Consider the following 12,016-nt stretch of genomic DNA (forward strand, 5'->3'; position numbering starts at 1 on the left):
GTCAGTCGGGGAGCCGGCCCAGCTCGTCGAGGTGCCGCAACCCCGGGGTCCGCTTGATGACCTGGGTGAAGCTGACCTTCTCGCTGGCCGCGGTGAGCGCGGCGAGCACGGCCAGCACACCGGCCCGCCCGAGCGGCCCGGTACGCGCGGCGAGGCTCACCCCGAGCAGCGCGCCGAGCGCGTTGGCGCCGCTGTCGCCGAGCATCACCCGCTCGTCCAGGTCGTCGGCGACCAGCCCGGCCGCCGCGCCGACCGCGCCCGCCGCGATGCCCCCGTACGGGCCGGTGGACAGCGGCGCGCCGAGCAGCAGGCCGGACTTCAGCGCCCGGCCGGGCCGCAGGTCGAGCAGGTTGACCAGGTTGGCGGTGCCGGCCACCACGCCGGCGCCGAGCAGCACGTCGAGCCCGCGGCCGAACGCGCCGGCGCGCTGCCGGCGCGGGTGCGCGGCGACCCGGGCGTCGGCGGCGAGCAGCGCCGCGGCCCCCAGCCCGGCCGCGCCCACCCCGGCGATCTTGACCAGGCCGGCGGTGACCCGACCCTCCCGGAGCGCGGCGAGGTGCCCGGCGAAGCCCTTGGCGGCCTTCTGCTCCGGGCGTGCGCCGACCACGTCGTCGTAGAGCCCGACCGCGCCCGCGCCGACGCCGGCCAGCAGCGCGGCGGCGCCGGCCGGGGCGCTCCCGGCGCCGAGCGCGCCGGCGGTCGCGGCGCCCACGGCCAGGGCAGGGCCGGCGGCCAGGGTCACGGTGCGGCCCCGGTAGTTGGTGCGTTCCAACGCCGGCGCGCTCGGCGACTGGCGTACCTCCCGCAGTACGTAGCGGGCGGTCAGCACCCCCGCGCCCACGGCCAGCAGCCGACCCAGTCTCACGCGACCCCTCCTGAATCCGGACTCTCGACGCGACGCGGCACGGACCTTCCGGCCCGACGCGGTCACTGGGGCAGTTTAGGCAGCCTCGAGGTGGCGTTGTCGCCCACGCCGTACTGGCCGGCCTTCTTCCCGCTCAGCTGCTCGGCGAGGGCGAGGCTGGTGACGAGCTGCCCCTGCACGGTGTTGGCGTTGTCGACGGTGGAGATGGTCTGCGACAGCACCGGGTCACCGCGGACCACGGCCACCAGGTTGCCGCCGCTGGACCCCATGCCGGCGACCACGAGCGCGCCCGCCCGGTCGAACTGCTCGGCGATCTTCACCACCGACTCGTCCTTCTTCGCCGAGTCCTTGTCCACGTACGGCTGGCCGGTGACAAGCACCACCGCCTCGGCGGCGCCGGAGATCTTGTCCTCCGGGGTGAGGTAGCCGGCGGTGGCGTACTGCTGGAGCACGGTGACCCGGTCGGCCTCGCTGACCGCCGCGCTGCCGGCCGGCCGGTCCACCAGGACGGCCGCCAGCAACGCGCTCGACGTCTCCACGCCGTGCCCGTTACCGGGCAGGTTGGAGGCCGGGGCGCTGTTCGGGCGTGCGGCGGTGACCGCCAACTCCAGCAGGTTGTTGTTGCTGTCCGGGTTGATGAACTTGTCCTGCATGTCGATGCGGCCGGTGACGTCGGCCCCGGCGGTGCGGAGCATCTTCAGCACGCCCTCGGCCTGGTCCCGCCCGCTGGGCAGGGTGAGCACCAGCACCCGGCGGCCGGTCAGCTTGCCCGGCAGGACGACCTGCGCTATCTCGCCGGCGAAGTCGTCCTCGGTCGCCAGCTGCTTCTGCATCTCGTTCACCGACTGGCGCATCAGGGAGTTGTCCTTGCGCAGGCCGTTGACGTTCTCCCGGAGCGCGTCGGCGACCGGGCCGTTGAGAGCGGCCGTGCCGACCACCAGGCCGATCGCCAGCGCGAGGAAGACCGCGGTCAGGGACACCACGTGGTAGCGGAAGTTGATCACGCTTACAGCCTCTTGATCGTCGGGGAGCTAGAAGAGCTGGCCGAGTTGGAACACGAAATTGTCCCACCATTCGGAGACCACGCCCAAATACGCCTTGCCGACGGTGGAGACCGCCACCGCGGAGGCCATCGCGGCCACCGCCGAGAGGACCAGCAGCAGCACCGAGGAGCCGGAGATGCTCTGCCGGTAGAGGCGGCTGACGCCCTTCGCGTCGACAAGCTTGCCGCCCACCTTCAGCCGGGTGAGGAACGTCGACGCCATGCCGCCCCGCCCCTTGTCGAGGAACTCCACAAGCGTGGCGTGGGTGCCGACGGCCACCAGCAGCGAGGCGCCCTTCTCGTCGGCCAGCAGCATGGCCAGGTCCTCGCTCGTGGCCGCCGCCGGGAAGGTGATCGCGGGCACGCCCAGGCCGTTGACCCGGGCCAGGCCCGGCGCCCGCCCGTCCGGGTAGGCGTGCACGATCACCTCGGCGCCGCAGCGCAGCACGTCGTCGGTGACCGAGTCCATGTCGCCGACGATCATGTCGGGCGTGTAGCCGGCCTCGACCAGCGCGTCGGCCCCGCCGTCGACGCCGATCAGCACCGGTTTGAACTCCCGGATGTAGGGGCGCAGCACGTCCAGGTCGGCCTTGTAGTCATAGCCACGGACCACGATCAGGCAGTGCCGGCCCCGCATCTGGGTCTGGATGTCCGGCACGCCGACGCCGTCGAGCAGCAGGTCGCGTTCCTGCCGGAGGTAGTCCATCGTGTTGGCGGCGAACGCCTCCAACTGCACCGACAGGCCCTCCCGGGCGTCGGCCATCGACTTGCCCACCGACTCGGCGTCCTGCAACGTGCCGTGCGCCACCGGATCCGCGCCGACGAGGATCGTGTTGCCCTCGATGCGCACCACGTCGCCCTCGCGGACCTGCTCGAAGATGCTCTCGCCGAGGTCGTCCAGCAGCGGGATGCCGGCGGCGATCAGCACCTCGGGGCCGAGGTTGGGATAGCGCCCGGACACCGACGGCTTGGCGTTGAGCACCGCGGCCACCCCCACCGCGACGAGCGAGTCGGCCGCCACCCGGTCCAGGTCCACGTGGTCGATGACCGCGATGTCACCCGGACGCAGGCGGCCCACCAGACGTTTCGTCCGGCGGTCGAGGCGCGCGGTGCCGAGGATCGAGCCTGGTTCCGCGTTGCGGGTCCGGCGCAGTGTGGGTAGACGCATCGTGACCATCCTGGCATGTGTGGCAGGTTCCGCTGTCGCGACATGCCTGAGCAGGGCCGCCTACCCAGGGAAGCACACCGGAGCGCGCCCCGGTGTGCTTGCGCTCACAATCGGGGCATCACGGGCGTCTTTCCTTGGCCGCCACGGCCAGAAGCTCCTCGGCGTGGGCGATACCCAGATCGGAGTCCGGCAAACCGGCGAGCATCCGGGCCAGTTCCCGGGACCGCTCCGTGTCCTCCACCACGCGGACCCCGCTCGTGGTCACCGCGCCACCGGTGTCCTTCGCCACCACCAGATGCCGGTCCGCGAACGCGGCGACCTGCGGCAGGTGGGTGACCACGAGCACCTGGTGGCTGCGCGCCAGCCGGGCCAGCCGCCGGCCGATCTCCACCGCGGCCTGGCCGCCGACCCCGGCGTCGACCTCGTCGAACACGAGCGTGGGCGGACCGCCGGAACCGGCGAAGACCACCTCGATCGCGAGCATCACCCGGGACAGCTCGCCGCCGGAGGCGCCCCGCTGCAACGGCAACGCGGGCGCGCCCGGGTGGGCCAGCAGACGCAGCTCGACCTCGTCAGCGCCGTCCGCGCCCACACCCACCTCGGCGCCGTTGACCGGCAGGCTCGGCTCGGCCCGCCCGGCCGCCCGGGGCAGCACCGCCACCTCGATCCGGGCGTGCGGCATGGCCAGCCCGGCCAGCTCGACGGTGACCTGCTCGGCGAAGCGGACGGCGGCCTCCCGCCGGGAGGTGGACACCCGGCCGGCCAGGTCGGCCACCTCACCGGCGAGCCGAACCGCCTCGCGGTCCAACTCGTCAAGCAGCTCGTCGGAGTTGTCCAGATCGGACAGCCGGATGCGGGCCCGCTCGGCCCACGCCACCACGCCGTCCACGTCGTCGGCGTACTTGCGGGTGAGCCCGCGCAGCGCGGCCCGCCGCTCGTAGATCGTCTGAAGGCGGGCCGGGTCGGCGTCAAGCGCGGTCAGATAGGTGGACAGCTCCGCGGCCACGTCGGTGACGAGCGTGGCGGCCTCCTCCAGCCGGGCGGCCAGCTCCGCGAGCGCCGGATCGGTGCCGGCCTGCGCCTCAAGCGTGCGGCGGGCGGTGCCGAGCAGCACGGCCGCGTCGGGCGTGTCGTCGGTCGCCTCCACGCCGCCGGCCACGCACTGCTGCGCCACCTGGGCCGCGGTGCGCAGCCCCTCCGCGTGCTCCAGCCGCTGCGCCTCCGCCTTCAGGTCGTCGTCCTCCCCCGGCTGCGGGTCGACCCGGGTGATCTCGTCGAGGCCGAGCCGCAGCAGGTCGGCCTCCTGGTTGCGCTCGCGGGCGTTGCGCCGCCGGTCGGCCAGGTCGTCGACCACCGTCCGCCACCGCCCGTACGTCTCGCGCAGCGCGTCGAGCAGCTTCTCGTGCTCGGGCCCGGCGAACCGGTCGAGCGCCGCCCGCTGCTCGGCCGGCCGCAGCAGGCGCAGTTGGTCGGACTGGCCGTGCACGGCAAGCACCTGCTCGCCGACCTCGCCGAGCGTCGACACCGGCATGCTGCGCCCGCCCAGGTGCGCCCGGGACCGGCCCTCGACCGTGACGGCGCGGCTGAGCAGCAGCGACCCGTCCTCGTCGGGCTCGCCGCCGGCGTCGATGATGCGGGCGTGCACCGCCTCGGCCACCCGGCCGCGCAGCCGCAGCCGCCCCTCCACCACCGCGCGGCCCGGCTGGGCCCGCACCCGGCCGGCGTCGGCCCGGCCGCCGAAGAGCAGGCCGAGGCCGGTCACCACCATGGTCTTGCCGGCGCCGGTCTCGCCGGTGATGACATTCATCCCCCCGGCCAGCGGCAACGTGGTGTCCTCGATGACGCCCAGTCCGGTGATGCGTAGCTCTTCCAGCACAGCACCCGACAGTAGCCCCGCCGGGTGACAGTTGACCAGCCGGCACGGTGGAGCGTGGACGCCCCCCCGTGCCGCGGTCGTTTCCGCGCTTTCCCGGAAAGGGTGGCTGTCCAGCCGCGGATAGCCACACTTTCCGTGAATCAGCGCGCCCTGGGGGTGGGGCGGGGTGCCGGCCGGCCGTGCGACTGGCAACGACCCGCCGGCACCCCGACCGTCGCGATCCCGACCACCCCCTGATCGGGCCGCGACCACCGGGCCGCGCACCTGGGAAAGCGGTGGGCCTCACCACCGCGCCCGGGCTCACCTCGGCGCGACCCGTGTGGCCCCACCGTATCGCGCGCTCGGGGCGAGCCGGACGATCCTGAGCCGCCGGTCAGCGACGGCTGCCGCGCCAGCCCTGCACGGGCAGGTCGAACTTGGCCACCAGCCGGTCGGTGAACGGGCGCGCCCGCAGCCGGACGATGCGCACCGGCAACGCGCCTCGGCGCACCGTCACCCGGGCGCCCGGCGGCAGGTCGTAGACCCGCCGGCCGTCACAGCACAGCACCGCGAGAGTGGTGAACGGGTCGACGGTGATGACGAACGTGGAGGTCGGCGCCGTGACCAGCGGCCGGCTGAACAGCGCGTGCGCGCTGATCGGCACCAGCAACAGCGCCTCCACCTCGGGCCACACCACCGGCCCGCCGCCGGAGAACGCGTACGCGGTGGAGCCCGTCGGGGTTGCGCAGACCACACCGTCGCAGCCGTACCGGGACAGCGGCCGGCCGTCCACGTCGACGAGCAGCTCCAGCATCTGGGCGCGTTCGCCCTTCTCCACACTGATCTCGTTGAGCGCCCACGACTCGACGGTCGGCCCGCCGTCGAACTCGGCGGTCACGTCGAGGGTGAGGCGTTCGTCCACGGTGTAGTTGCGCCCGATCACGTCGCGCACCGCGGTGTCCAGGTCGTTGATCTCCGCCTCGGCCAGGAAGCCGACCTTGCCCAGGTTGATGCCGAGCAGCGGCGCCTTGGCCGGCCGGGCCAGCTCGGCGGCGCGCAGGAACGTGCCGTCCCCGCCCAGCGCGAAGACGATCTCGGCGCCCTCGGCCGCCTCCGGGCCGGTCACCGGCACCACGCCGGGCAGGTCGAGGTCGTCCGCCTCCTCGGCCACCACCCGCACCTCGAAGCCGTTCGAGATCAGGTCGGCGGCCACCGCGCGGGCGTGCTCGGTGCTGCGTTGACGACCGGTGTGCGTCACCAGCAGCGCGGTGCGACTCACCCGGACACCTCCTCGATCGTGGCCGCCGTCGCGGCGGCGCCCTGCGGACCCGCGGCCACCACCGCGCGTACCCGGTCGGGATCGGCGGCCGGCGCACCCCGGCGCAACCATACGAAGAACTCGACGTTGCCGCTCGGCCCCGGCAACGGGCTGGCCGCCACGTCGGCCAGGCCGAGGCCGAGCCGCGCGGCGGCGGCGGCCACGTCGAGCACCGCCTCGGCGCGCAGCGCCGGGTCGCGCACCACACCGCCGGCGCCGACGCGCTCCTTGCCCACCTCGAACTGCGGCTTGACCATCAGCGCCAGATCGCCGTCGGCCCCGGTGCAGCCGGCCAGCGCGGGCAGCACCAGGCGCAGCGAGATGAACGACAGGTCGGCCACCGTCAGGTCGACCGGGCCGCCGATCGCCTCCGGCGTGAGGGTACGCACATTTGTGCGCTCGAAGACCCGGACCCGTTCGTCGTTGCGCAGCGGCCAGGCGAGCTGCCCGTACCCGACGTCGACGGCCACCACCTCGGCCGCGCCGGCGCGCAGCAGCACGTCGGTGAAACCGCCGGTGGAGGCGCCCGCGTCCAGGCACCTCCGCCCGGTCACGGCCAACCCGCCCGGCCCGAACGCGGCGAGCGCGCCGGCCAGCTTGTGGCCGCCACGGGAGACGTAGTCCGTGGTCGGGTCCGCACCGGTCACCAGCAGCGGGTCGGCCGGGTCGACCATGGCCGCCGGTTTGCCGGCGACCACTCCGCGCACCCGGACGCGACCGTCGGCCACCAGCGCGGCGGCCTGCTCCCGGGAGCGGGCCAGGCCCCGCCGGACGAGTTCGGCGTCCAGTCGGATACGACGAGCCATCAGTGTGTCCGTTCTCCGCCTCTGCTCACGCCTGGTCGATGGTGGCGAGGGTCTCGCGCAGCGTCTCGTACGCCGCCTCGTACTGGGCGATCTGGTCCGCCGGGGCGAGCGCCTCGGCGTTGGCCATGCCCCGCACCGCGGCGTCCACCGCCGGATGCCGCGCCTCGCCGACCTCCTCGACCGGCGCGGAGCGTACCCCCGGGGGCGGCCCGGGACGCGGCCCCGGCGGCGGCCCGGGCCGGTAGGGCGCGGTCACGAGCCGGCCGCCCGGGGACCGGTGGCCTTCCGCGCCGGCCGGGCGGGCGCGGCGGGCGACCCGTCGGCCGGCGTGCGCGCCACCGTCGCCGGGGGCTTGCGCGCGATCGCCTTCTTGGCCACCGCTTTCTTCGCCACCGCCTTCGGCGGCGGCCCGGCGTCCGGATCGGCGGCGGACGACTCGGCGGGGCTGGTCGTCGGCTCGGCCCCGGTGGTGGTGGTCGCCGGCTCGGGGATCGCACGCGCCTCGCGCAGCTGCCGCTCCAGGTCGTGCACCCGACGGGTCAGCTCGGCGACCTCGTCGGCGGTGGCCAGGCCGACCGCGCCCAGGGCCCGGTCGACCTCGAAGCGGACCAACTTGGTCAACGCCTCCCGGTTGGCCAGGCCGGTGGCGACCAGCTCCTCGGCGAGCGACTGGAGCGCGACGGCGGTGGCGCCACTCTGGCCGACGGCACGCTTCACCGCGCCCTGCGCCTTCTTCCGGGGCGCCTCCGTCAGGCCCATGGCCAGCTCGAGGTAGGCGCGCCACGCGTCCTGCATGCCTGAGTCCTTCCGCGGGGCGAGGTGTGCAGGTGCCACGCTACCGGGCGCCTGGGACACACCGTTGCGGTACGGTGCCCGCAACGGTGTGGCTCGTGGTGAGGAGACGATGTGGCCAGCGTGGACGACTGCCGGCAGGCGTTGCAGGACCTCGTCGACCGGTTGGACCGGCACGTCGAGGCGCAGGGGCGCATCGACCTCGACCGCACCCTGGCCTGCCGGATCACCGACCTGGACACCGCCTTCCACGGACGGCTCGAAGGCGGCCGGCTGGTCGGCCTGACCGACGGCGACGACCCGAAGGCCAAGATCGCGCTGAGCGCCGGCAGCGACGACCTGGTCGCCCTGGTGCACGGCAAGCTCGACATCATGTCCGCGGTGGCCGCCCGACGGGTCTCCGTCAAGGCGAACCCGTTCGACCTGATGAAGCTCCGCAAGCTGCTCTGAGACGCCGCCCGCTCAGCCGCCGAGGCCGAGCGCCGCGAGCGCCTCCGCCGCCGCCGGGGAGGCGGCCCGCGCCCGCGGGCCTGCCGGCGTCGACCAGGCCACCGCGCAGAGCGCCGCGAGCGCGTCAAGCGGCCGTCCCGCGCCGTCGAGCACCAGCTCCCCGCCGGCCTCCGTCACCGACCAGCCGCCGGTCTCCGCCCGGCCCGGCACCGCCACCACGGCCTCCGGATCGAACAGCCCGGTCAGGTCGACCGAGACGTACGCCGGCCGGCGCGGCTCGGGCGCGGCCAGCAACTCGGCCGCGTCGCTGACGCCGGTCAGCACCAGCAGGCTGTCCAACCCGGCCCGGCGGGCGCCCTCGATGTCGGTGTCCAGCCGGTCGCCCACCACCAGGGCCCGCCCGGCGCCGGCGCGACGGGCGGCGGTGGCGAACAGCGCCGGCTCCGGCTTGCCCACCACCACGTCGGGGTCCCGGTCGAGCGCGGTACGCAGAACCGCCACCAACGAGCCGTTGCCCGGCAGCGGCCCACGCGGGCTCGGCAACGTGCGGTCGGTGTTTGTGGCGTACCAGGGCGCGCCGGCCCGCACCGCCAGCGACGCCTCGGCCAGGTCGGACCAGCCGACCTGCGGCCCGTAGCCCTGGGCGACCGCGGCGGGCTCCTCCTCGGCCGTCGACACCGGCCGCAGGCCCACCGCGCGCAGCTCCGCCCGCAACGCCTCCGCGCCGACCACGAGCACCGGCGCGCCGGCCGGCAGCCGGTCGGCGAGCAGCTCGGCGGTGGCGCCCGCGGAGGTGAGTACCTCCGCCGGCTCGGCCGGCACGCCCATGCCGGTGAGCAGGTCGGCCACCTCGCTGGAGCGACGGGAGGCGTTGTTCGTGGCGTACGCGACCGCCCGCCCCTCGGCGCGCAGCCGGCCGACCGCCTCGACCGCGCCGGGAATGGGCCGGTCGATCAGGTAGATGACCCCGTCCAGGTCGAAGACGACCAGGGCGTACGCGTCGACCAGCCGCCCGCCCGTCCGGTCACGGTCGGACCGTGCGCGGCCCGTGTCCGAGCCGGGGCCCCCGGCGTGCCCGGTCACCGGCGCCCCGCCGCCTCGTCCCCGTCGGCCCCGGTGTCACCGGCCTGGGTGTCACCGGCCCTGGTGTCGCCGGCCGCCGGCCGGTTCTCGGTCGGGTCGGTCGGCGCGGCCGTGGTGGCGAGCGAGCTAGCCTCGGTGTCGGTCAGCTCGTCGTCGCCCAGGTCTCCGGCGTCGCGGTCCCGGTACCCGGCCTGCGCCGCGTCACCGGCGCCGTCGACGGCATCCGCCGCGTCGGAGCGGTCACCGCCCCGAGGCAGGTCGCCGTCACGGCCGAGGTCCTCGTCGATGTCGTCTTCGTCGTCGTCGAGGTCGTCGTCGTCGAGGTCGTCTTCGTCGCCGTCGCTCTCGTCGTCGAGGTCGTCGCTCTCGTCGTCGCCCCCGTCGCCGTCTTCGTCGTCGTCCTCGTCGTCGTCCTCGTCGTCGTCCTCGTCGTCGTCTTCGTCGAGGTCGTCGTCGGTGTCGCCTGCTGCCGAGGCGTCCGGTCCGTCCACGTCAGCGTCCGGCTCGTCGTCCTCGTCGTCGCCCTCGATGACCACGCCGTCGAGCTCCAGCAGCCGCTCGGCCGCGTCGGTCTCGCCCTCGGAGTCGATGTCGGCGGCCCGGGAGAACCACTCCCGTGCCTCCTCGCGCCGGCCCACCGCGAGCAGCGCGTCCGCGTACGCGTAGCGCAGCCGCGCCGCCCACGGCTCGGACGACTCGGCGGTCAGCTCACGGACCTGGAGCATCGCCACGGCCGCGTCCTTCTGCCCGAGGTCGCCCCGCGCACCGGCGGCCACGATAAGCAGCTCGATGGCGACGGCCTGATCGAGCTTCTCCCGGTCCGCCCCGCGGAACAGGTCGATCGCCCGCTCCGGCCGGCCCAGGGCCCGCTCGCAGTCGGCCAGAACCGCCAGGTGGATCTGAAGGCCGGTCATCCGGTGGTAGGTGCGGAGCTCGGCGATGGCCGTCTGCCACTCCCCCGTGTGGTACGCGGCCAACCCGACGGCTTCCCGCACAGCAGCGATCCGGGAGGCGAGCCGACGGGCCGCCATGGCGTGCGCCAGCGCCAGCGCCGGGTCGTCGTCGATCAGGAGGCCGGTCGCGACGAGGTGCCGGGCGACGGTCTCCGCCATCGGCTTGGCAAGGGAGAGCAGCTCGGCCCGGACGGTCGAGTCGAGGTCGGTCGCGAGCACCTCGTCCGGCAGCTCCGGCGCCTCGCCGGTACGTCCCTCGCCGCGCTCGTCCCGCCGCTCGCGCTGCGGACCGTAACTGCCCGACCGGTGCTCGTCCCGGTCCGGCCGGTCGCCGTAGCCACGGCGTTCGCCGTTCCGCTCGGCACCCGCACCTCGGTAGCCACCCTCGCGGTCGTCCCGGCGGAAGCCACCCTCGCGACGGTCACCGCCACGGAAACCGCCCTCACGACGCTCACCGCCGGCGTAGCCCTCGCGACGGTCACCACCACGCGAGCCAGCGTCACGGTAACCGCCGGGACGGTTGTCCCGGTTGTAGCCACCCTCACGGTCGCCACCACGGAAGCCACCCTCACGCCGGTCACCACCGGAGCGGCTGTCCCGGCTGAACCCGCCCTCACGACGCTCGCCGCCACGGAAGCCACCCTCACGGTCGCCACCACGGAAACCACCCTCACGCCGGTCACCACCGGAGCGGCTGTCCCGGCTGAACCCGCCCTCACGACGGTCGCCACCACGGAAGCCACCCTCGCGACGGTCACCACCGGGGCGATTGTCCCGGCTGAACCCGCCCTCACGACGGTCGCCACCACGGAAACCACCCTCACGACGGTCACCACCGGAGCGATTGTCCCGGCTGAACCCGCCCTCACGACGGTCACCACCACGGAAACCACCCTCACGACGGTCACCACCGGAGCGGCTGTCCCGGCTGAACCCGCCCTCACGACGGTCACCACCACGGAAACCGCCCTCGCGGCGCTCGCCGCCGCGGAAACCACCCTCACGACGGTCACCACCGGAGCGATTGTCCCGGCTGAACCCGCCCTCACGACGCTCGCCACCACGGAAGCCACCCTCGCGGTCACCACCACGGAAACCGCCTTCACGACGGTCACCACCAGGGGCGCCACCCGAGCGATTGTCCCGGCTGTAGCCACCGTCACGACGGTCACCACCACGGAAGCCACCCTCACGACGGTCACCACCAGGGGCGCCACCCGAGCGACTGTCCCGGCCGTAACCACCCTCGCGACGGTCACCGCCGGGACGGCTGTCCCGGCTGAAGCCACCCTCACGACGATCACCACCAGGCGCGCCACCCGAGCGACCGTCGCGGCTGTAGCCGCCCTCACGGCGGTCGCCGCCTCGCGCGCCGCCGGCGCGGTCGTCACGGCCGCCCCGGTACGAGGGCCGGTCATCGCGACGGGCGTCGCCGCGCCCCTGCCCACGATCGGCGCGATCCTCGTAGCGGCGGGGGCGGTCCCCGCCCTGCGGTCCAGAGCTCACAGGTGCATCCTTCCTGATGGCGTTTCCGCCAGAACGCTAACGCAGTCGAGGGCCGACCCTGGTAGGGGCGGCCCTCGACTGAATGTTTGTCCGGCGGTGTCCTACTCTCCCACACCCTCCCGAGTGCAGTACCATCGGCGCTGGAGGGCTTAGCTTCCGGGTTCGGAATGTGACCGGG

11 protein-coding genes, 1 rRNA gene and 1 pseudogene are annotated in these 12,016 nt (G+C 74.5%); 1 reads left to right on the top strand and 12 read right to left on the bottom strand.

What is annotated here, in order from left to right; translation table 11 throughout:
* Position 1: 1 nt before the first annotated feature.
* From SM450_RS30370 to SM450_RS30405, 8 genes are all read right to left on the bottom strand, one after another.
* The gene (locus SM450_RS30370; protein WP_474623212.1) at positions 2–865 is read right to left on the bottom strand and encodes a hypothetical protein; all 864 of its coding nucleotides are present in this window, start codon (positions 863–865) and stop codon (positions 2–4) included.
* 62 nt (positions 866–927) lie between these two features.
* Positions 928–1,869, bottom strand: a complete 942-nt coding sequence (locus SM450_RS30375) for a copper transporter (RefSeq protein ID WP_474623213.1) — start codon at positions 1,867–1,869, stop codon at positions 928–930.
* A 27-nt stretch (positions 1,870–1,896) separates the two neighbouring features.
* On the bottom strand, positions 1,897–3,075 hold the full coding sequence (gene steA, locus SM450_RS30380; protein WP_474623214.1) for a putative cytokinetic ring protein SteA: 1,179 nt from the start codon (positions 3,073–3,075) through the stop codon (positions 1,897–1,899).
* 118 nt (positions 3,076–3,193) lie between these two features.
* Entirely contained in the window at positions 3,194–4,951 is a 1,758-nt protein-coding gene (recN, locus tag SM450_RS30385) for a DNA repair protein RecN (protein ID WP_474623215.1), read from the bottom strand.
* A 373-nt stretch (positions 4,952–5,324) separates the two neighbouring features.
* Entirely contained in the window at positions 5,325–6,209 is an 885-nt protein-coding gene (locus SM450_RS30390; protein ID WP_474623216.1) for an NAD kinase, read from the bottom strand.
* Positions 6,206–7,054 carry a TlyA family RNA methyltransferase gene (locus tag SM450_RS30395; protein ID WP_474623217.1) on the bottom strand — a complete coding sequence of 283 codons (849 nt, stop codon included), beginning with the start codon at positions 7,052–7,054 and terminating at the stop codon, positions 6,206–6,208. The genes SM450_RS30390 and SM450_RS30395 overlap by 4 nt, the downstream gene beginning before the upstream one ends.
* A gap of 25 nt (positions 7,055–7,079) precedes the next feature.
* A complete protein-coding gene (locus SM450_RS30400; protein ID WP_474623218.1) occupies positions 7,080–7,310 on the bottom strand; it encodes a hypothetical protein in 231 nt (76 codons plus the stop codon).
* Positions 7,307–7,849 (bottom strand): phasin family protein, encoded by a 543-nt coding sequence (locus tag SM450_RS30405; RefSeq protein ID WP_474623219.1) that lies wholly within the window; start codon positions 7,847–7,849, stop codon positions 7,307–7,309. The genes SM450_RS30400 and SM450_RS30405 overlap by 4 nt, the downstream gene beginning before the upstream one ends.
* A gap of 111 nt (positions 7,850–7,960) precedes the next feature.
* On the opposite strand from SM450_RS30405, the gene SM450_RS30410 reads away from it, so the two are divergent.
* The gene (locus SM450_RS30410; protein WP_281583654.1) at positions 7,961–8,296 is read left to right on the top strand and encodes an SCP2 sterol-binding domain-containing protein; all 336 of its coding nucleotides are present in this window, start codon (positions 7,961–7,963) and stop codon (positions 8,294–8,296) included.
* Between the two features lie 12 nt (positions 8,297–8,308).
* Here SM450_RS30410 and SM450_RS30415 read toward each other — a convergent pair whose 3' ends face one another.
* From SM450_RS30415 to rrf, 4 genes and pseudogenes are all read right to left on the bottom strand, one after another.
* Positions 8,309–9,304 (bottom strand): HAD-IIA family hydrolase, encoded by a 996-nt coding sequence (locus SM450_RS30415; RefSeq protein WP_474623223.1) that lies wholly within the window; start codon positions 9,302–9,304, stop codon positions 8,309–8,311.
* 350 nt (positions 9,305–9,654) lie between these two features.
* Positions 9,655–10,491, bottom strand: a pseudogene (locus tag SM450_RS30420) (hypothetical protein); the annotation flags it as partial.
* Positions 10,446–11,723, bottom strand: a complete 1,278-nt coding sequence (locus SM450_RS30425) for a hypothetical protein (RefSeq protein ID WP_474623220.1) — start codon at positions 11,721–11,723, stop codon at positions 10,446–10,448. The pseudogene SM450_RS30420 and the gene SM450_RS30425, both read right to left, overlap by 46 nt.
* A 203-nt stretch (positions 11,724–11,926) precedes the next feature.
* Positions 11,927–12,016 (bottom strand): 5S ribosomal RNA (gene rrf / locus SM450_RS30430); the annotation flags it as partial.

It is taken from the genome of Micromonospora marincola (assembly GCF_056150385.1).

What these genes read in the sequence shown, in the direction of transcription:
- SM450_RS30405 (WP_474623219.1), bottom strand. Translation starts at nt 7,849, where the DNA reads ATGCAGGACGCGTGGCGCGCCTACCTCGAGCTGGCCATGGGCCTGACG.
- steA (WP_474623214.1), bottom strand. Translation starts at nt 3,075, where the DNA reads ATGCGTCTACCCACACTGCGCCGGACCCGCAACGCGGAACCAGGCTCG.
- SM450_RS30395 (WP_474623217.1), bottom strand. Translation starts at nt 7,054, where the DNA reads ATGGCTCGTCGTATCCGACTGGACGCCGAACTCGTCCGGCGGGGCCTG.